Here is an 18,498-nt window from a genome sequence, read left to right on the forward strand (position 1 = left end):
TCGAAGAACGCTTCAGCTTGGGAAGTGCGGTGACCGCCTACGGAAGCACAATCACTTGGGCGCCGAAGACGAGTCCGGCTCCGAACCCGATCTGCAGGGCCAGTCCGCCGCTCAGTTCAGGGTTTTCCTGCAGCAAACGGTGGGTGGCGAGGGGGATGGAGGCTGCCGAGGTGTTGCCTGCTTCGGCGATATCCCGGGCGACCTTGACGGTCTCCGGAAGCTTGAGCTTCTTGGCCATCTCATCGATGATCCGCATATTGGCCTGGTGCGGGATGAACGCGGCGAGGTCTTCGGCGCGGACACCGGCGGCGTCAAGGGCCTGCTGGGCCACCTTGGCCATTTCCCAGACGGCCCAGCGGAAGACCGTCTGGCCGTCCTGCCGGAGCGTGGGCCACAGGGCAGCTTCGGTCACCGTGGCTTCGCCCTCGCTGAGGGCGGTCTCACGCTTGCCGGCGGCGGCGAAGTCGCGGATGTCCAGCATCGAGTGGGTCATGCCGATGGCGTCCCATTTGCTGCCGTCCGAACCCCACACCGAGGGGCCGATGCCGGGGGCGTCGGAGGGGCCAATGACGACGGCGCCGGCGCCGTCGCCGAGCAGGAAGGAAATGGTGCGCTCGGTGTTGTCGATGACGTCGGAGAGCTTCTCCGCACCCACCACCAGCACGTACTTGGCCGCGCCGGAGCGGACCAGCGCGTCGGCCTGGGCGATGCCGTAGCAGTAGCCGGCACAGGCGGCGGAGATGTCGAACGCCGGTGCCGGGGTGGCGCCGAGGCGGTCTGCCAGGCTCGCCGCAGCCGAGGGCGTCGCATACGGGTGGGTCACGGTGGAGACGATCACGGCGCCGAGTTCGGAGGCCTCAACGCCGGCCTTCTGCAGGGCTTCGCGGGCAGCGCCCTCGGCCATGTCGATCACGCTGACGTCAGCGGGAGCCCGGTGGCGGGTGATGATGCCGGTGCGCTGCCGGATCCACTCGTCCGAGGAATCGATCCACTGGCAGACATCCTCGTTGGTGACGATGACGCTGGGGCGGTAGGCGCCGACGCCCATCACACGGGTGTTCTCCTGCAGGGGAGCCTGCTTCAGAGTAGGAGCGCTCATTCCCCTCCCTCCAGTTCTGCGAATAGGGCCAAGGCGGCGGACAGGTCGTCCGGGGTCTTGACGGTGACGGTCTTCACGCCCGGCATGCCGCGCTTGGCCAGGCCGGCCAGCGTCCCGGCAGGGGCGAGTTCGATCACTCCGGTAACGCCGCGCTTCACGAGCGTCTCCATGCAGAGATCCCAGCGGACCGGGCGGGAGACCTGTGCGATCAGGCTGTCGACCGCGGCGCCGCCTTCGGTGACCTCGGCGCCGTCGAAGTTGGAGAGCAGCGGAACCTGCGGGTTGCGCGGGTGCAGGGACGGCCGGAGGGCCTGCAGCGCGGCGACCGCCGGGGCCATGTGCGAGGTGTGGAACGCGCCGGCGACCTTCAGCGGGATCACGCGGGCCTTGGCCGGCGGGTTGTCGGCGAGGGCCTTGAGCTGTTCCAGGGTGCCGGCGGCGACGGTCTGGCCGGCTCCGTTGACGTTGGCCGGGGTGAGGCCACAGGCCTCGATCGCGGCCAGGACTTCGGCGGGGTCTCCGCCCACGACGGCGCTCATGCCGGTGGGGGTGGCCGCGGCGGCCTTGGCCATGCCGTTGGCGCGTTCACGGACGAAGGTCATGGCTTCGGTCTCGGTCAGCACGCCGGCCAGGGCGGAGGCGGTGATTTCACCGACGGAGTGTCCGGCGAGGATTACCGGGAGGGTACCCAGTTCGACGTCGAAGAGGGACTTGGCGGCCACCAGCCCGGCGGCGACGATCAGGGGCTGCGCGACAGCGGTGTCCTTGATGGTCTCCTCATCGGACGTGGTGCCGTGGGCGGTGAGGTCGATACCTGCTATTTCGCTAAGGGAGGCCAAATGGCCTGCGACGGGAGGCAGTTCCAGCCAGGGGGCCAGAAAACCAGGGGTCTGGGAGCCCTGTCCAGGGCAAACGATTGCAAGCACGTATCCAGCTTTCCAAATTGCCGCGTGATTCATCGGTACTTTCATGCACCAAGCTCACTGGGTCAGGTTGTAGGAAGTCTACAACGGGTCAGGTGTTGTTACGCGAGGGCTGGCGTTCCGTGGAGGGCCTGGGCGGGGCCGAAAGCCGGCCCACCACGAGCGCCGCCTGGAGCACGAAGGCCTCCCGGGGGATCAGCGGATCCCAGCCCGTGACGTCGCAGACACGCTTGAGCCGGTAGCGGACGGTGTTGGCGTGGACGAAGAGCTCGCGGGCCGTCGCTTCGAGCGAATGGCCGAGTTCGAGGTAGGTGCCGAGGGTCTCCACGAGGCCGTTGGATGCCGCCACCAGGGGCCGGTAGATGTTCTTGACCAGGGAGCGCCTGGCCGCGTCGTCGCCGGAGATCACGCGCTCGGGCAGGAGGTCATCGGCCGCCACGGGACGCGGCGCGGAGGGCCACGCCCTGGCCGCAGTGAGACCGGCGAAGGCGGACTGGGCCGAGCTGCTGGCTTCCAGCAACGAACCGGCCTCGGCGCCGTAGACCACCGGACCGGGCGCGAAAAGCTCGCTGAGTTTCTGGCAGGCCGTCTCGCGGTCCTGCACGCCGCCCAGGATCAGGATGAGCCGGTCGCCCTGGATGCCGACGAGGGCGTCTTCGGCGAAGCGCCCGGCCGTGCGGCGGAGTTCGCTGACATAGCTGGCGCTGGGTTCCGAGGGGGAATTCCCCACCATCACGGTGAACCGTTCCTGGGCTTTCCAGCCCAGGGCGGCGATCCGGGAGCGCAGCGCATCGGTGTTTTCGCCGCGCAGGATCGCGTCGACAATCAGCGCCTCCAGCCGGGTGTCCCAGGAGCCGCGGGTCTCGGCGGCCCGGGCATAGACATCCGCGGCGGCAAACGCGACCTCGCGGGAGTAGCGGAGCACGGCTTCGCGCAAGCCGGCCTGGTCGGCTTCGGGCGCGATGATCGGCACCTGGTCCTCGACAACCTCCACGACAATCCGGATCAGCTGCAGCGCCTTTTGCAGGCTGATCGAGCGCGTGAGTTCGGTGGGGGCGGTGCCGAAAACGTCGGAGAGGATCCAGGACGGCGAGCTGGGCCGTTCGAACCAGGTCACGAAGGCGGCGATGCCGTTCTGCGCGACCATGCCCAGGGCGGAGCGCTCATCGGAGTTCAGCCGGCTGTACCAGGGCAGGGATTTTTCCAGCTGGCGCAGGGTTGCGGTGGACAGCTGGCCCACGCTGGCGCGGAGCCTTTTCAGCGTCTCGGCCTTCTCCGGGGTGAGCGCCCGCACGGACGGTTTGCGTTTTGCGGGAGTGGTGGTGGGCTCTGCCATGCATCGAGCATACGGTGCCCGCCGTTCAAGCTCCATTTGTGCAAAGGCTACAAGTCGCTTTGGGCTGCATCACAGCGTTAAACGCACGACGGCGGCCCCAGCCGGGACCGCCGTCGTACTGTTTTCTGCGCTGGCACGCGGCTAGGAGTCGCCGCCCGCGTTGCCGGTGGTGCCGGCGTTGACGTTGAGCAGGCGGTACTTCTCGATTGCCTGGGCCGGGGCCTGAGCGTCGACCTCGCCGCGGCGGGCCAGCATCTGCAGCGAACGGACCACGATCGAGTGGATGTCGTTCTTGAAGAAGCGGCGCGCGGCGGCGCGGGTGTCCGAGAAACCGAAGCCGTCAGCGCCGAGCGAGGCGAACTCGTTCGGGATGAACTGCCGGATCTGGTCCGGAACGGCCTTCATGTAGTCCGAGACGGCCACGATCGGTCCGGTGGCGCCAGCGAGCTGTTCGGTGACGAACGGGACGCGGGCAGGCTGGCCGGGGTTGAGGAAGGCCTCTTCCTCGGCAGCCATGGCGTCACGGCGAAGCTCTGTCCACGAGGTCACGGACCAGACATCGGCCGAAACGCCCCAGTCCTCGGCGAGGACACGCTGGGCTTCGAGGGCCCAGGGGACGGAGACGCCGGAGGCCAGGATCTGCGTGCGGGGGCCGTCGATCTTGGCCGGCGCCAGCAGGTAGATGCCCTTGATGATGCCTTCGACGTCGAGCTCGGCCGGTGCCGGGGGCTGGACGATCGGCTCATTGTAGACCGTGATGTAGTACATCAGGTTCCGGGACGGGTCGTTGTCCGCGGGGCCGGGACCGTACATCCGGTTCAGGCCGTCGCGCATGATGACGCCGATTTCGTAACCGTAGGCCGGGTCGTAGGTGACGACGGCCGGGTTGGTCGAGGCGAGGATCGGGGAGTGGCCGTCAGCGTGCTGCAGGCCCTCGCCGGTCAGCGTGGTCCGGCCCGCGGTGGCACCGATGATGAACCCTCGGGTCATCTGGTCCGCGGCGGCCCAGAAGGAGTCGCCGGTGCGCTGGAAACCGAACATCGAGTAGAACACGTAGATCGGGATCAGCGGTTCGCCGTGCGTGGCGTAGGAGGTGCCCGCCGCGGTGAAGGCTGCGACCGAACCGGCCTCATTGATGCCGGCGTGCACGATCTGGCCGGCAATGGATTCCTTGTAGGCCAGGACCAAGTCGCGGTCCACGGACAGGTAGTTCTGGCCGTTCGGGTTGTAGATTTTCGCCGTCGGGAAGAACGCATCCATGCCGAAGGTGCGGGCCTCATCCGGGATGATCGGCACAATCCGGGTGCCGAAGTCCTTGTCCCGCATCAGGTCCTTGAGCAGGCGGACGAAGGCCATCGTGGTGGCGGCCTGCTGCTTGCCGGAACCACGGTTGGCGACCTCGTAAGCCTTGTCGCCCGGCAGGGTGACGTCGGTGTGCTTGGAACGGCGCTCGGGGACGAACCCGCCGAGGGCACGGCGGCGCTCCATCAGGTACTGGATCTCCGGGGCGTCGGCGCCAGGGTGGTAGTACGGCGGCTGGTACGGGTCGGCCTCGAGCTGCTCGTCCGTGACCGGGATGCGCAGGTGGTCGCGGAAGGCTTTCAGGTCCGCCAGCGTCAGCTTCTTCATCTGGTGGGTCGCGTTGCGGCCCTCGAAGTGGGTGCCCAGGCCGTAACCCTTGACCGTGTGGGCCAGGATGACCGTCGGCTTGCCCTTGAACTCGGTGGCGGCCTTGTACGCGGCGTAGACCTTGTTGTAGTCGTGGCCGCCGCGCTTGAGGTTCCAGATCTCCTGGTCCGTCATGTCCGCGACCATGTCCTTGGTCTGCGGGGTCTTGCCGAAGAAGTGCTCGCGGACGAACCCGCCGGATTCGGCCTTGTAGGTCTGGTAGTCGCCGTCGACCGTCTCATTCATGATCTTCACGAGCGAGCCGTCTTCGTCCTTGGCGAGCAGGTTGTCCCACTCGCGGCCCCAGACGACCTTGATGACGTTCCAGCCGGCGCCGCGGAAGAATGCTTCGAGCTCCTGCATGATCTTGCCGTTGCCGCGGACCGGGCCGTCGAGACGCTGCAGGTTGCAGTTGATGACGAAGTTCAGGTTGTCCAGCTTGTCGTTCGCGGCGAGCTGCAGCAGGCCGCGCGATTCCGGCTCGTCCATTTCGCCGTCGCCCAGGAATGCCCAGACCTGCTGGTCCGAGGTGTCCTTGATGCCGCGGTTGTGCAGGTAGCGGTTCGACTGCGCCTGGTAAATGGCGTTCATCGGGCCGATGCCCATCGACACCGTGGGGAACTCCCAGAACTCCGGCATGAGGCGCGGGTGCGGGTAGCTGGAGAGTGCGTGGCCTTCCTTGGACTTCTCCTGGCGGAAGCCGTCCAGGTCCTCCTCGGTCAGCCGGCCTTCCATGAAGGCGCGGGCGTACATGCCGGGGGAGGCGTGGCCCTGGAAGAAGACCTGGTCGCCGCCGCCGGGGTGGTCCTTGCCGCGGAAGAAGTGGTTGAAGCCGACTTCGTAGAGGGTCGCGGCGCCGGCGTAGGTGGAGATGTGTCCGCCCACGCCGATGTCCGGGCGCTGGGAGCGGTGCACCATGACGGCCGCGTTCCAGCGCAGCCAGGCGCGGTACTTGCGTTCGATCTCTTCGTCACCGGGGAACGGTGCTTCCTGGTCCACCGGGATGGTGTTGACGTAGTCCGTGGTGGTCACCATCGGCACGCCCACGCTCTGCGCGCCGGCCCGCTGGAGCAGGCTACGCATGATGTATTGGGCACGTTCGGTGCCCTGTTCCTGAATCAGGGTGTCCAGGGACTCCAGCCATTCGGCGGTCTCTTCCGGATCACGATCAGGCAGCTGGTTAGTCAACCCGCTGAGGATATGGGAGGTATCTTCTCCTGCAGCCACGTCCAACCTCTCTTTGAGCGCATTCATCGGCACCCTCAGCTCCGGCAGGGTGACTGCCTGGCGTGAACGCGACGTGTGCGACATATCGGTAACAGCAGCCCGGTCCTGTATGCCGGGCTAGGTCCAATCACAACCATGCCTGCCTGTGTCAGCGGTCGGTTGGCCGCGCAGGCATAGTCGTCATCAGCCACTCTAGCCGTGTGCGTCCGCGGATGCGTAGCCACCGCATGGGGCCGCCACCGTATTTCACGGGCATACTGGTTGTGTGACGCGTGCCCCCTCCGGGGCCCCCGGAACGGCCGGTGTGACGCAGAATATGGCGGATCGCGGCGTCAGCAGCTTGAAGCAAAGGCGCAAAGGGTGTTGGCTTGTAGTAATGGAAATCACTAGCACCATTGGGTCCACCAAGCAGTACACCAAGACGTACAAACAGCATAGGAGCAACACGTGAGCGAGGCCGACGCCGCCACTTCGGTAAATGTGGCGGAAAAATTGGGTTTCAAAAATGGAGATCTGATTCAAGAATTCGGTTATGACGACGACGTCGACTTCGACTTGCGCGACGACATCGAGGATCTCACCGGCTCGGAGCTCTTCGATGAGGACGACCACGAGGTCGTCGACGCCGTGATTCTCTGGTGGCGGTCCGACGACGGAGACCTCGTTGACACCCTCGTCGGCTCGCGCACCACCCTGACCGAGGGCGGCGTGGTCTGGGTGCTCACCCCGAAGAACGGGCGCGTGGGCTACGTTTCACCGGCGGATATCCAGGATGCCGCCCCCACCGCGGGCCTGCACTACACTACGTCCGCGGGCGTTTCCAAGGACTGGAGCGCCACCCGCCTGGTCACCCGGAAGAACAAGTGACCCAATCCGGCGCAGCTGCGGCTCTCGCTACTGCCGTGCCGGCCGTAGGGCAGCCGGCTCCCGACTTCGAACTTCTGAACCAGTTCGGTGAACCCGTCCGCCTCTCGGGGCTGCGCGGACGCAATGTGGTCCTCGTGTTCTTCCCCTTTGCGTTCTCGGGCATTTGTACGGGCGAACTTTGCGAAATCCGGGACAACCTTGCGCTCTTTGAAGACGCCGACGCCGCCGTGCTGGGTGTGTCGGTGGACAGCAAGTTCGCGCAGCGCGCCTACGCGGAAAAGGAAGGCTACACCTTCGACCTGCTTGCTGACTTCTGGCCGCACGGGGCCGTTGCCGAGCAATACGGTGTCTTCGACCCGGACAGCGGCATGGCCAAGCGCGGCACCTTCATCATCGACGCGGACGGAATTGTCCGCTACGTCGTGGTGAACCCTCGTGGGCAGGCCCGGGACTTCGCCGGCTACCGCGCCGCCCTGGCCGGGCTCGCCGGGAACTGACGGCGGGGACGGGCGCGGTGAGGCAACGGCGGCCAGGTGTCGGCATGACCGGCTTCGCCAGCCTGCCGCCGGCGGTGACCGCCGAACCGGCGCGCAGCGAACTCGAGGTCCTGCGCGAAATCCACGGCCTCCTCGCGGGGGAGCGCTTCGCTTTGCTCACCGGCGCCGGTCTGAGCACCGATTCGGGCATCCCGGACTACCGGGGCCCGGGTGCTGCTCCGCGGGCACCGATGACGTACCAGGAATTCATCGGCGAACCCGAAAACCGCCGCCGGTATTGGGCGCGGAACCACATCGGATGGTCGCATCTGCGCCGCGCCGATCCCAACGACGGCCACACCGCCGCAGCCCGCCTGGAACACCGCGGGCTCCTCACCGGCCTGATCACGCAGAACGTGGACCGGCTGCACGAGGACGCCGGCAGCGTCAACGTGGTGGACCTGCACGGCCGCTTCGACCAGGTGGTGTGCCTTGCCTGCCAGCGCCGCTACAGCCGCTCACTGCTGGCCGGTGTCCTGGAGGAACTCAACCCGGACTTCCTTAGCGATGCTCTCGCCGCCGGTGTAGTGGAAATGGCGCCCGACGCCGACGCCACGGTGGAGGATTCGGAGCTGATCGCCGGATTCACGGTCGCGAACTGCCCGGCCTGCGGGGGAACCCTGAAGCCCGACTTCGTCTATTTTGGCGAGAATGTTCCCAAGGACCGGGTGGAGCGCGCTTACGCCATGGTGGATGACGCAGCCGCCCTGCTGGTGGCCGGATCCTCCCTGACCGTGATGAGCGGCCTGCGCTTCGTCCGGCACGCCGCCAAGCAGGACAAGCCCGTGGTGATCATCAACCGGGGGCAGACACGCGGCGATGATCTTGCCACCATCAAACTGGAGGCAGGAGTCAGCGAATCCCTGACCTGGCTGGCCGCGGAACTTCCTGGTCTGTAAGGCAAGCCCGGGGCCGGCTGCCGATTGGCGTTTCTGGCGCCGTTTCCGGTAGAGTCATTGTTCGTTGGTTGACGCACTGAAGTGCGGAAACGACACCTTGGGTCTTTAGCTCAGCTGGTAGAGCGCCACGTTTACACCGTGGATGTCATCGGTTCGATCCCGGTAGGACCCACCAAGGAAAAACCCCGTCGCGGCAGGCCAGTTGGCCGGCCAAGGCGGGGTTTTTTACTGCCATCTTGGCCCTGGTTACTGTGGCCGCGAAAATGTCGGCGCCCGCCCGTACTGTCACGGGCATGGAACATGTGATCGTGAAGACGGGCCCGGCGGGGGAGCCCCTGGCAGTGGTCCGCGGTGGCCGTGAATGGGTGGTCGGGGCGGAGCCGGTGCGGTGGTTTGAGCGCGTTAGCTGGTGGGAAGCCGAGCGCCGGATGCCGAAGGGCCTAAGCCGGGTCGACGTCGAGGTGTGGCAGATCCAGGCCACGCTGGGCCGGAACAGGGGATCGGCGCTGACCACGATGGAAATCGTCCGGGACGGGCTCGGCGGAGGCTGGCGGCTCCGGGATGCGGTGGCGGACGCCGCCTGAACGGCTGTCGCGTGAGGGAGTTCCTGCGGAAATTGAAGACCCTGCCGGAACTGGAAAACCTGTAGGCAATGCAAAAGCCTCCGGGCAATGCAAAAGCCTCCGGGCAATGGAAAAGCCTTCCACCGCGACTATTGGGGGATGCCGCGGTGGAAGGCTTGTTAGAAATATACCGTGAATGCGTCCAAATGTGAAACGCCTAGCGGTTGAATTTCGCCATCGTCGGGATGAACCCGGGCCGCGCTGGCTGCCGCTCGGAGCCTCACCTTGGCTGGAGGCTTGCCTAGCGGGGCTGGAGCGGGACGAACACGCGGGGCTGGTCCTTCCAGCTGGGTTCCATGTCGGCGATGGTCTCGCGCATGATCTTGTTGGAGGCCTCGCGGGCGGCCGCGCCGTTGCCGGCCGCAATAGCTTCCGCCACATCCACGTGCCACTGCAGCGCGGAGGTCCGCGGATGGTCAGGCATCAGGCCGTGGACGGTGCGGCCGGTCAGCGTCTCGGCCACCTGGCCCACCATGTTGGCGAACATTTCATTGCCCGAGCCGCCCAGCAGCAGGGAGTGGAACTTGATGTCCAGTTCCAGGAACCGCGGCACGTCGCCGGCCACGCCCGCCTCCCGCATGGCGTGAGAGACCTCCACCAGCTCGCTGCGGAGGTCGTCCGGGGCGTTCCCGGCCGCGAGTTCGGCCGCCATCGGCTCCACGGCGGTGCGCAACTCAGCCAGGGAGCGCAGCTGGGCGCCGCGGCCCTCGCCGGCAAGGCGCCAGCGGATCACAAGCGGATCGAACGGGTTCCAGCGGCTGGCGGGCAGCACCCGGATCCCGACGCGTTTGATGGTCTCGACCAGCCCCAGCGACTGCAGCACCCGCACCGCTTCACGGACTACCGAGCGGGAGACTTTCAGCTCATCCTCAAGGTGTTCGGCCAGCATGACATGGCCGGAGGGAAGCTCACCGGAGACGATGCGGGCTCCCAGATGCTCAATGGCGCGGTGATGCAGGCTGGTCGACATAGTCGTAAGCATAGTGGCGGACGTCGCAATCCCTGCGGCTACAGGCGCAGTGGCCGCGGAAAATCATAGACTGTTTGTGACGCGCCGTATTCCGCCACGTGGGCGCTGCTTTCGTGCAGTCCGCGGAAATACATATGGTTTATTGACAGCCACTGATCCCAAGAAGCGTGTTCCGCAGCATATGTGGAACGAACTGCACTCGATGCACAGAATGAATTGGAGTTTTGATGTCAGCACACATCGGTGTCACCGGCCTTGCGGTGATGGGGGCCAACCTGGCCCGGAACCTGGCCCGTAACGGCTTCACCGTTGCCCTGCACAACCGATCCGTGGAGAAAACCGACGCGCTCCTTGAAAAGCACGGCCAGGACGGCGACTTCGTCCGGACGGAAACGCTGCAGGAACTCGTTGACTCGCTGGAGAAGCCGCGCCGCGTACTCATCATGGTGAAGGCCGGAAAGCCGGTGGACTCCGTAATCGAGCAGCTGGAGCCGTTGCTGGAGGCCGGCGACATCATCATCGACGCCGGCAACTCGCACTATGAGGACACCCGCCGCCGCGAGGCCGCCCTCGCGAAGAAGGACCTGCACTTTGTCGGCATCGGGGTCTCCGGCGGCGAGGAAGGTGCGCTCAACGGCCCCTCGATCATGCCGGGCGGCTCCAAGGAGTCCTATGAGGCGCTTGGTCCGCTGCTGGAAAAGATCGCCGCCCACGTCGACGGCCAGCCCTGCTGCGCCTGGATCGGCACCGACGGCGCCGGCCACTTCGTCAAGATGGTGCACAACGGCATCGAATACGCCGACATGCAGGTCATCGGCGAGGCTTTCGACCTTCTGCGCTCCGGCGCGGGCATCGAACCGGCCGAGCAGTCCAAGATCTTCGCCGAGTGGAACAAGGGCGAGCTAGCCTCCTTCCTGATCGAGATCTCCGCCGAGGTCCTCGGCCACGTCGACGCCAAGACCGGCAAGCCGTTCGTCGACGTCGTCGTGGACGCAGCAGGGCAGAAGGGGACCGGCCGCTGGACCGTCATCTCCGCCCTCGAGCTCGGTTCCCCGGTCTCCGGCATCGCCGAATCGGTCTTCGCCCGCGCGCTGTCCTCGCAGGCTGAACAGCGCAAGCTGGCCCAGGAGCTGCTCGCCGGCGGCGAGGCCGCCGTCGAGGTCCCCGAGACCTTCGTCGAGGATGTCCGGCAGGCGCTGTACGCCTCCAAGCTGGTCTCCTACGCGCAGGGCCTGGACATGCTGACCTCGGCCGCGGGCGAATACGGCTGGGACCTCAAGCTGGACGAGATCGCCTCGCTGTGGCGTGGCGGCTGCATCATCCGTGCCGAGCTGCTCAAGGAAATCACCAAGGCCTACGCCGCGGAGGAGAAGCCGGCCAACCTGCTCTTCGCACCGGCGTTCACCAAGGCGATCGCCGAGGTCCTCCCGGCCTGGCGCCGCGTGGTGGCCACCGCAGTGCAGCTCGGCATCCCGGTGCCGGTGTTCTCCTCCTCGCTGGCCTACTACGACGGCCTGCGCCGCAAGCGCCTGCCGGCCGCCGTGATCCAGGGCCAGCGCGATCTGTTCGGTGCGCACACCTACGGCCGCATCGACACCGAGGGCACCTTCCACACCCTCTGGGGCGAGGACAAGTCCGAGATCGCGGCAGTGGACACGCACTAGCCGAGTCCGGTTAAGCCACAGCGGCCGGCGTCCCCCAATGGGGGACGCCGGCCGCTGGCGTTAAGGGCGAGCCTAGATCCGGTACTCGATCAGGTATTCCGCCGGGTCGACGGCGGGCTTGGTCTCGCGCTGGGCGTCGCGGTGCCGCCAGGTGGCCGGCACGCCGGTCAGGATCGATTCTGCCGGGGCGTCCTTGACCACGACGGCGTTGGCGCCGATGGCGCTGTCCCGGCCGATCGTGATGGGCCCCAGGACCTTGGCCCCCGCGCCGATCACGACGCGGTCCTCGATGGTGGGGTGGCGCTTGATCTTGGCCAGCGACCGGCCGCCGAGGGTGACACCATGGTAGACCATGACATCTTCGCCGATCTCGGCGGTCTCGCCGATGACGACGCCCATGCCGTGGTCGATGAAGAAGCGGCGGCCGATCGTGGCGCCGGGGTGGATCTCGATGCCGGTCAGGAAACGGGCCAGCTGGGAGATCAGCCGCGCGGGGAAGCGCAGCGATGGGTTCTGCCAAAGCCGGTGCGTCAGGCGGTGCGCCCAGATCGCGTGCAGGCCGGAGTAGGCAAAGAAGTTTTCGAAAGAACCCCGCGCCGCCGGATCGTGGGACCGGGCGGCGTCGAGGTCTTCCTTCAGCCTTGCGAAGAAGCTCACAAAGACCTTTCTACGAAATCTTGGGACAGGGGCTGAATTAGCCGCGGATGTCGTCGTACAGCACGGTGGAAATGTAGCGCTCCCCGAAGTCGCAAACGACGGCAACAATCAGCTTACCGGCGTTCTCCGGGCGCTTGGCGAGCTCGAGGGCTGCCCAGACGATCGCGCCGGAGGAGATGCCGCCGAGAATGCCTTCCTTGACGCCCAGATCGCGGGCTACACGGACGGAGTCCTCCAGGGTGGCGTCGATGACCTCGTCGTAGACGTTGGTGTCCAGGATGTCCGGCACGAAGTTCGCACCGAGGCCCTGGATCTTGTGCGGGCCCGGGGCGCCGCCGTTGAGGATGGGGGAGTCCTTGGGCTCGACGGCGATGATCTGCACGTCGGGCTTGCGCTCCTTCAGCACCTGTCCGACGCCGGTGACGGTTCCGCCGGTGCCGACTCCGGCGACGAAGATGTCCACCTTGCCGTCGGTGTCGGCCCAGACTTCCTCGGCCGTGGTCCGGCGGTGCACCTCGGGGTTGGCCTCGTTGGCGAACTGCTGAGCCCAGATGGAGTTCTCCGTGTTGGCGACAATCTCCTGGGCCTTTTCGACGGCTCCGCGCATGCCCTCGGAGCCCGGGGTCAGCACAATTTCGGCACCGTAGGCGCGGAGCATGACGCGACGTTCCGTGGACATGGTCTCCGGCATGGTGAGGATGACCTTGTAACCGCGGGCAGCGCCGACCATGGCCAGGGCGATGCCCGTGTTGCCGGAGGTGCCCTCGACGATGGTTCCGCCGGGCTTCAGCGCACCGGACTTCTCGGCGGCGTCGATGATGGCCACGCCGATTCGGTCCTTGACGCTGTTGGCCGGGTTGTAGAACTCCAGCTTGACCGCAACGGTGGCGTCCAGGCCTTCACTCAGCCGGTTGAGGCGGACCAGCGGGGTGCCGCCGACCAGCTGGGTAACATCGTCATAGATCCGTGCCATGGGTAGGTATGCCTATCTGTGAGGAGGAATTCTAAGGTCAGCCTAACGAGGGCTTTCAGGCCCTAGCTAAGCATTAAGCCATGCAGAGTAATATTTCCTGGCCTTCGCCAGCTTGGGGTTGATGATCACCTGGCAGTAGCCCTGCTCGGGGTACTTCGCGTAGTAGTCCTGGTGGAAATCTTCGGCCACGTGGAAGACCGGCAGTCGGCTGACCTCGGTGACGATCGGGTCGGACCAGAGCTCCTGGTTGCGGCCGATCGCTTCTTCGAAGAGGATCTTCTCTTCGGTGGTCTCGTAGAACATTGAGGACCGGTACTGGGTGCCGACGTCGTATCCCTGCCGGTTCAGTGTCGTCGGATCGTGCAGCGCGAAGAACATGTCGAGGATGACCTCGGCCGGGATCACCTCTTCGTCGAAGGTCACCGCCACCACCTCCGCGTGACCGGTGGTTCCGGAGCAGACCGAGTAATAGTCGGGGTTGCGGTCGTGGCCTCCGGTGTAGCCCGAGACAACCGAGCTGACACCCTTGGTCTTCTGGTAGACGGCGTCGAGGCACCAGAAGCAGCCACCGCCGAGGACGAAAGTTCTCATGTCCTGTTCAATGGACGAACGGCCCGGATCATTCCCGAACCCGGCATTCCGGCCCTATCCGGGACTCCCGGCAGGGGTGGCGGAGACCGCGGATAGGGTAAAAATGAGGTTATGGAACCTGAGAACACCGACGTTTCAGCTGAGCCCGCCGACGCCATCAGCACCGGCGGGGCCGCCACGCTGGGCACGATCCTGCTGGCCGTCGAGGAGCTCTGGCCCGAATCCCTGGCGGAGGAATGGGATGAGGTGGGCCTCGTGGCCGGGCACCCGGCCGCAGAGGTGACCAAGATCCTCTTCGCCGTGGACCCCACCCTGGAAGTCATCGAGGAAGCCGTCGACTGGGGCGCCGAACTGCTGATCACGCACCACCCGCTGCTGCTCAGGGGAGTCACGTCCGTCGCCGCCAACACCCCCAAGGGCAAGGCAGTGCACCGGCTGATCGAGACCGGGACCGCGCTGCTGACGGTCCACACCAACGGTGATTCCGCCGTCGGTGGCGTCTCCGACGTGCTGGCCGACGCGCTGGGCCTGCAGGACGTGGTGCCGCTGACGCCGGCCGCGAACGGACTTCCCGAGGAGGGGATCGGCCGGGTGGGCGACCTTGCCGACGTCGAGACGCTGGGGGACTTTGCCGCGCGGGTGTTCGGCATCCTGCCGTCGGTGGCCGGCGGCGTCCGGGTTTCCGGCGACCGGGACGGCCTGGTGCGCCGGGTCGCCTTGTGCGGCGGTGCCGGCGACTCGCTGTTCGACCAGGTCCGGGCGAACCACGCGGACGTCTACCTGACCGCGGACCTGCGCCACCATCCGGCGTCGGAGGCCCGCGAGGCTGCCGTCAATGACCGGCCCTACCTGATCGATGTTTCGCACTTTGCCAGCGAGTGGCTCTGGCTGCCGGCGGCCGCCGACGCCTTGCGGAATGTGCTGGCGGACCAGGGCCACGACATCGAGATCCGGGTCAGCACCACCAACAGCGACCCCTGGGACTTCATTCTGACTCCCGGCTAAGCCTGGCGTGCGAGGGGCCCCGGGTGAGCGTAGCGAGGCCGGGGAGCATGCCAGGCGCTAGGGTGCGGTGCCCCCGGGGTGGGCGTAGCGATGCCGGGGAGCAGGCTAGGCGATAGAGTCTAGGGAGCGCCGGTACGGTGCCCGGCTCCGGCCGGTAAGTGAACAAGCGGAGGAAATAGTGGCCAAGGCAGCACCGGCGGAACAGTTGAAGTTGCTCGAATTGCAGGGACTGGACGCCAAGCTCAAGTCCCTCTCCAACCGCCGCCGCAGCCTTGAAAGCGACTCCCGGATCACGGACCTGGAGGCCGCCCTCAGCGTGGCCAACGGTGAACTCGGCGCCGCGAAGGTGGCGGTGCACGACGCCGAACTGGAACTCAAGCGCGCCGAGGCCGACGTCGAGCAGGTCGCCTCCCGGATCGAACGCGACGAGGCCAGGCTCAACAGCGGCACCGGGCTGTCCAAGGACCTCGTGGCCCTGCAGCGCGACATCGCCTCCCTGAACAAGCGCCGCTCCGACCTCGAAGACGTCGAACTCGAGGTCCTGGAGCGGCTGGACTCGCTGCGCCTGCGCCAGGCCACGCAGCAGCAGATCGTCGACGATATCCAAGGATCCTTTGGCACCATCCGTGCGGAACTGGACGAGCAGCTGGCGGAGGTGGCCGCCGAGACGACCGTGGTGCGCGGCCAGCGCGCCGAGTTCGCCGAGGGATTGGACGCGGGCATGCTCGCCGTCTACGAGAAGACGCTCGCCAAGCGCGGCGTCGGCGCGGCGCGGCTCTTCCACGGCACCTCCGAGGGCTCCGGCATGCAGCTGAGCCCCGGCGACCTCGCCGAGATCAAGGCCGCCGCCGAGGACGACATCGTCTTCTGCCCCGACTCCGGCTGCATCCTGGTCCGCTCGGCCGAGTGGGCCTAGGCCAGGTGACTGGCATTAGTTGTCGTTTTCGGCTCTGAAAACGACAACTACTGCGAGCTAGTTGGGCAGGATGAGGTTGAGGGTGTGCGGCTTGCGGGCCGTGCCCCCCACCAGCTCCGCGGACCACTTCTCGGCCGCGGCTTGTCTCAGCTGTGCGGGCGTCTGGGGGGCCTTGCCGCGCCGCGTCAGCAGGTGCCGGGCAAGCTCCCCGCGGGTGTGCTTGGCGAAGTGGCTGACCACCTTGCGGACCCCGTTGACCTCGCTGAAGACGTTCACCGCCACGGTCTGCTCGGGCGGTGGAGCCCAGGCCGCGGCGTAGGTGCTCGAACGGCAGTCGACCAGCAGTTCGCCCTCCGAGACGGCGGCGAGGGCGGCAGTTAGCTGCGGTTTCCAGAACGAGGCCAGCCGCCCGACGTCGGGCAGCGCCGTACCCATCGACAGCCGGTACGCCGGCACCCGGTCGGCGAAGCGAATGGCGCCCCAGAGCGCCGAAATCACCAGCACGGAAGTGTCCGCCTTCTTCCGCTGCGCCGGGGTCAGCGAGCGGTAGCCGAGGGCGTCGTAAAGCACGCCGGAATACACCTGGTGCGCCGGTGCGGCCGGTTCCGCGTGCAGGCGCGTGTTGCGTTCGACGTCGGCCTTCAGCGAGGCGCCGACCCCCAGCAGCGCCAGCGCGTCCTCGTGGGCGCTGACCGTGCCGAGCGCCTCAAGCACTTTTGCCCGGTAAGCATTGAGGTCGGGGAAGCTGAGCGAGGCCGCGTCGACGGCATCGCCGCCGGTCGCGGGGGTTTTGCCTTCGGAAGGCGGCAACAGAATTAGCACCGTACGATCCTACCGGCGGACGTGCGGCCGACGCCGCGGGTTTTGACGCGGGGCTAGCGCCGGTGCCCGGTGTTGTCCAGGCCGACGAAATGCGACTGGCCAAGAGTCTTCGCCCGCTGGACGTCACGCCGCGCCCGCTCAGAGTCCGGGTCGCTGCCCAGCCGCGCGTGCTTCCGGCGGGTCAGGAGGTCACGCACGACGGTCGCGACGACCAGCACCCCGGCGCTGACGGCGAGGAGTAGCAGTTCCATGCGCTCAGGCTACCTTGGACGGCGTCGCCGGGATAGGCGGCGGCACGGAGGCTGCCACTTGGCCGGGCGCCAACGCCGCGACAGGTGCGGAGGCAGGTGTCTCGGCCCTCGCGGCCTCCTGGGCGGACTTGGTCTCCCGTGCTAGGAACGCGGAAAGCTCGCCGATGGTACTCATTAGCGGCGCCGGGAAGACCACCGTGGAATTCTTATCCACCGCGATCTCGACGAGGGACTGCAGGTTTCGCAACTGCAGGGCCAGCGGGTGCGCCATCATAATGTCTGAAGCCTCACCGAGGGCCGCCGCTGCGATGGATTCACCCTCGGCCGCGATGATCTTGGCCCGCTTCTCCCGCTCGGCCTCCGCCTGCCGGGCCATGGCGCGCTTCATGCTTTCGGGAAGCTGGATGTCCTTCAGCTCGACGAGCGTGACTTCGACTCCCCACTCCAAGGTGAGCGCGTCGAGGATTTCGCGGATATCGCTGTTGATGTGCTCCGTTTCGGACAGGGTCTGATCAAGGCTGTGCCGGCCGACCACCTTCCGGAGCGTCGTTTGGGCGATCTGGTTGATCGCCGCGGCCACGTTTTCGATCGCCACGACGGATTTCACGGCGTCAATGACCCGGTAATACGCAACGGCGGAAATGTCGACGCTGACGTTGTCCTGGGTGATGATGCCCTGGGACTGGATCGGCATGGTCACGATCCGCAGGCTGACGAGCTGCAGCCGGTCGATCACCGGGATGATAAAGCGCAGGCCGGGCATCCGGACTCCGATCACCCGGCCCAGCCGGAACAGCACGCCCTGTTCGTACTGGCGCACGATCCGGATTGAGGCCCGGGCCAGCATGAGCACGAGCGCGGCGATGATCAGCCAAATGACGACGGCGGTGAAATCCATCCGAATCGCTTCCTTGCGTGGCGGGAGTGGTTGCTTCCATTCTCCCACCGGGGGGACGAAAAGGATCCGGTGCCGCAGCTGGCGGGGGAGACCGTAGAATGAACAGCGGATGGGTTGACCAGGCGGCCGCGCGTCACGCAAGTGGCTCGAGGAACGTCCGGGCTCCGCAGGGCAGGGTGGTGGGTAACGCCCACTCGGGGTAACCCGCAGGCCAGTGCCACAGAGAATAGACCGCCTGCCTCAGGGCCGTGTTTGCACGGCCGGGGGAGCAGGTAAGGGTGAAACGGCGGTGTAAGAGACCACCAGCTTCCCGGGTGACCGGGAAGGCTAGGTAAACCCCACCCGGAGCAAGGCCAGACAGGACACGTTTGAGGGCTGCCCGCCCGAGTGTCCGGGTAGGCTGCTGGAGGGCGTCGGCAACGGCGTCCGTAGATGGATGGCCGCTACTCCCGTGCCGGTAACAGCGCGGGAGCACAGAACCCGGCGTATCGGTCAACCCATCCATTCACTTCGCGCGTTAAGGAACACGCCATCGCAGGGCTGGCCAGCACTATGCACTCAGTGTATAGATGG

General features: G+C 66.6%; 18 protein-coding genes, 1 tRNA gene and 1 other RNA gene. 9 read left to right on the plus strand and 11 right to left on the minus strand.

Features of this window, described 5'->3' with window-relative positions; all coding sequences use genetic code 11:
- Positions 1 to 37: 37 nt before the first annotated feature.
- From AC1DK9_RS15225 to aceE, 4 genes are all read right to left on the minus strand, one after another.
- The gene (locus tag AC1DK9_RS15225) at positions 38 to 1,099 is read right to left on the minus strand and encodes a beta-ketoacyl-ACP synthase III (protein WP_476916447.1); all 1,062 of its coding nucleotides are present in this window, start codon (positions 1,097 to 1,099) and stop codon (positions 38 to 40) included.
- Positions 1,096 to 2,025 carry an ACP S-malonyltransferase gene (locus tag AC1DK9_RS15230; RefSeq protein ID WP_476862782.1) on the minus strand — a complete coding sequence of 310 codons (930 nt, stop codon included), beginning with the start codon at positions 2,023 to 2,025 and terminating at the stop codon, positions 1,096 to 1,098. Before AC1DK9_RS15230 ends, AC1DK9_RS15225 begins: the two co-directional genes overlap by 4 nt.
- A gap of 88 nt (positions 2,026 to 2,113) precedes the next feature.
- Positions 2,114 to 3,358: a PucR family transcriptional regulator gene (locus AC1DK9_RS15235; protein WP_476916448.1), complete on the minus strand. Its 1,245-nt coding sequence runs from the start codon at positions 3,356 to 3,358 to the stop codon at positions 2,114 to 2,116.
- Between the two features lie 141 nt (positions 3,359 to 3,499).
- Positions 3,500 to 6,280: a pyruvate dehydrogenase (acetyl-transferring), homodimeric type gene (gene aceE / locus AC1DK9_RS15240; protein WP_476862784.1), complete on the minus strand. Its 2,781-nt coding sequence runs from the start codon at positions 6,278 to 6,280 to the stop codon at positions 3,500 to 3,502.
- 420 nt (positions 6,281 to 6,700) lie between these two features.
- Here aceE and AC1DK9_RS15245 point away from each other — a divergent pair, with 420 nt between their 5' ends.
- The 5 genes from AC1DK9_RS15245 (at position 6,701) to AC1DK9_RS15265 (ending at position 9,139) form a co-directional block, all read left to right on the plus strand.
- On the plus strand, positions 6,701 to 7,120 hold the full coding sequence (locus AC1DK9_RS15245) for a DUF3052 domain-containing protein (protein ID WP_476862785.1): 420 nt from the start codon (positions 6,701 to 6,703) through the stop codon (positions 7,118 to 7,120).
- On the plus strand, positions 7,117 to 7,617 hold the full coding sequence (locus AC1DK9_RS15250; RefSeq protein ID WP_476916449.1) for a peroxiredoxin: 501 nt from the start codon (positions 7,117 to 7,119) through the stop codon (positions 7,615 to 7,617). Before AC1DK9_RS15245 ends, AC1DK9_RS15250 begins: the two co-directional genes overlap by 4 nt.
- Positions 7,618 to 7,661: 44 nt before the next feature.
- The gene (locus AC1DK9_RS15255) at positions 7,662 to 8,555 is read left to right on the plus strand and encodes an NAD-dependent protein deacetylase (protein ID WP_476916450.1); all 894 of its coding nucleotides are present in this window, start codon (positions 7,662 to 7,664) and stop codon (positions 8,553 to 8,555) included.
- A 99-nt stretch (positions 8,556 to 8,654) separates the two neighbouring features.
- Positions 8,655 to 8,730 (plus strand) — tRNA-Val (locus AC1DK9_RS15260).
- A 118-nt stretch (positions 8,731 to 8,848) separates the two neighbouring features.
- Positions 8,849 to 9,139, plus strand: a complete 291-nt coding sequence (locus tag AC1DK9_RS15265) for a hypothetical protein (RefSeq protein ID WP_476862788.1) — start codon at positions 8,849 to 8,851, stop codon at positions 9,137 to 9,139.
- Positions 9,140 to 9,419: 280 nt separating this feature from the next.
- Here the strand turns inward: AC1DK9_RS15265 and AC1DK9_RS15270 are convergent, their stop codons facing one another.
- Positions 9,420 to 10,148, minus strand: coding sequence for a FadR/GntR family transcriptional regulator (locus AC1DK9_RS15270; RefSeq protein ID WP_476916451.1), 729 nt, complete (start codon positions 10,146 to 10,148; stop codon positions 9,420 to 9,422).
- 227 nt (positions 10,149 to 10,375) lie between these two features.
- On the opposite strand from AC1DK9_RS15270, the gene gndA reads away from it, so the two are divergent.
- Positions 10,376 to 11,812, plus strand: coding sequence for an NADP-dependent phosphogluconate dehydrogenase (gene gndA / locus AC1DK9_RS15275; protein ID WP_476916452.1), 1,437 nt, complete (start codon positions 10,376 to 10,378; stop codon positions 11,810 to 11,812).
- A gap of 72 nt (positions 11,813 to 11,884) precedes the next feature.
- Here gndA and epsC read toward each other — a convergent pair whose 3' ends face one another.
- From epsC to msrA, 3 genes are all read right to left on the minus strand, one after another.
- The gene (epsC, locus tag AC1DK9_RS15280; protein WP_476916453.1) at positions 11,885 to 12,469 is read right to left on the minus strand and encodes a serine O-acetyltransferase EpsC; all 585 of its coding nucleotides are present in this window, start codon (positions 12,467 to 12,469) and stop codon (positions 11,885 to 11,887) included.
- Positions 12,470 to 12,506: 37 nt separating this feature from the next.
- Positions 12,507 to 13,442, minus strand: a complete 936-nt coding sequence (gene cysK / locus AC1DK9_RS15285; RefSeq protein ID WP_476862792.1) for a cysteine synthase A — start codon at positions 13,440 to 13,442, stop codon at positions 12,507 to 12,509.
- Between the two features lie 66 nt (positions 13,443 to 13,508).
- Positions 13,509 to 14,033, minus strand: coding sequence for a peptide-methionine (S)-S-oxide reductase MsrA (gene msrA, locus AC1DK9_RS15290; RefSeq protein WP_441417529.1), 525 nt, complete (start codon positions 14,031 to 14,033; stop codon positions 13,509 to 13,511).
- 111 nt (positions 14,034 to 14,144) lie between these two features.
- On the opposite strand from msrA, the gene AC1DK9_RS15295 reads away from it, so the two are divergent.
- Positions 14,145 to 15,038, plus strand: a complete 894-nt coding sequence (locus tag AC1DK9_RS15295; RefSeq protein WP_476862794.1) for a Nif3-like dinuclear metal center hexameric protein — start codon at positions 14,145 to 14,147, stop codon at positions 15,036 to 15,038.
- A 178-nt stretch (positions 15,039 to 15,216) separates the two neighbouring features.
- The gene (locus AC1DK9_RS15300; RefSeq protein WP_476862795.1) at positions 15,217 to 15,954 is read left to right on the plus strand and encodes a zinc ribbon domain-containing protein; all 738 of its coding nucleotides are present in this window, start codon (positions 15,217 to 15,219) and stop codon (positions 15,952 to 15,954) included.
- A 57-nt stretch (positions 15,955 to 16,011) separates the two neighbouring features.
- On the opposite strand, the gene AC1DK9_RS15305 is transcribed toward AC1DK9_RS15300, so the two are convergent.
- Genes AC1DK9_RS15305 through AC1DK9_RS15315 form a run of 3 tightly spaced genes read right to left on the minus strand, consistent with a single transcriptional unit; the run spans position 16,012 to position 17,925 of the window.
- On the minus strand, positions 16,012 to 16,776 hold the full coding sequence (locus AC1DK9_RS15305) for a YaaA family protein (protein WP_476916454.1): 765 nt from the start codon (positions 16,774 to 16,776) through the stop codon (positions 16,012 to 16,014).
- Between the two features lie 53 nt (positions 16,777 to 16,829).
- Positions 16,830 to 17,027: a hypothetical protein gene (locus AC1DK9_RS15310; protein ID WP_476916455.1), complete on the minus strand. Its 198-nt coding sequence runs from the start codon at positions 17,025 to 17,027 to the stop codon at positions 16,830 to 16,832.
- 4 nt (positions 17,028 to 17,031) lie between these two features.
- Positions 17,032 to 17,925 carry a slipin family protein gene (locus AC1DK9_RS15315; protein WP_476916456.1) on the minus strand — a complete coding sequence of 298 codons (894 nt, stop codon included), beginning with the start codon at positions 17,923 to 17,925 and terminating at the stop codon, positions 17,032 to 17,034.
- Positions 17,926 to 18,035: 110 nt separating this feature from the next.
- Here AC1DK9_RS15315 and rnpB point away from each other — a divergent pair.
- An RNA gene (gene rnpB / locus AC1DK9_RS15320) (RNase P RNA component class A) lies at positions 18,036 to 18,429 on the plus strand.
- Positions 18,430 to 18,498: the final 69 nt, after the last annotated feature.

The sequence above is a fragment of the Arthrobacter sp. 01T414 genome, assembly GCF_056398965.1.

Bases quoted from the DNA above. Each gene is read 5' to 3' on its own strand.
- AC1DK9_RS15265 (WP_476862788.1), top strand. From the start codon at position 8,849: ATGGAACATGTGATCGTGAAGACGGGCCCGGCGGGGGAGCCCCTGGCA.
- AC1DK9_RS15235 (WP_476916448.1), bottom strand. From the start codon at position 3,358: ATGGCAGAGCCCACCACCACTCCCGCAAAACGCAAACCGTCCGTGCGG.
- AC1DK9_RS15295 (WP_476862794.1), top strand. From the start codon at position 14,145: ATGGAACCTGAGAACACCGACGTTTCAGCTGAGCCCGCCGACGCCATC.
- aceE (WP_476862784.1), bottom strand. From the start codon at position 6,280: ATGAATGCGCTCAAAGAGAGGTTGGACGTGGCTGCAGGAGAAGATACC.
- AC1DK9_RS15255 (WP_476916450.1), top strand. From the start codon at position 7,662: ATGACCGGCTTCGCCAGCCTGCCGCCGGCGGTGACCGCCGAACCGGCG.
- msrA (WP_441417529.1), bottom strand. From the start codon at position 14,033: ATGAGAACTTTCGTCCTCGGCGGTGGCTGCTTCTGGTGCCTCGACGCC.
- AC1DK9_RS15270 (WP_476916451.1), bottom strand. From the start codon at position 10,148: ATGTCGACCAGCCTGCATCACCGCGCCATTGAGCATCTGGGAGCCCGC.
- cysK (WP_476862792.1), bottom strand. From the start codon at position 13,442: ATGGCACGGATCTATGACGATGTTACCCAGCTGGTCGGCGGCACCCCG.
- AC1DK9_RS15310 (WP_476916455.1), bottom strand. From the start codon at position 17,027: ATGGAACTGCTACTCCTCGCCGTCAGCGCCGGGGTGCTGGTCGTCGCG.
- gndA (WP_476916452.1), top strand. From the start codon at position 10,376: ATGTCAGCACACATCGGTGTCACCGGCCTTGCGGTGATGGGGGCCAAC.
- AC1DK9_RS15225 (WP_476916447.1), bottom strand. From the start codon at position 1,099: ATGAGCGCTCCTACTCTGAAGCAGGCTCCCCTGCAGGAGAACACCCGT.
- AC1DK9_RS15315 (WP_476916456.1), bottom strand. From the start codon at position 17,925: ATGGATTTCACCGCCGTCGTCATTTGGCTGATCATCGCCGCGCTCGTG.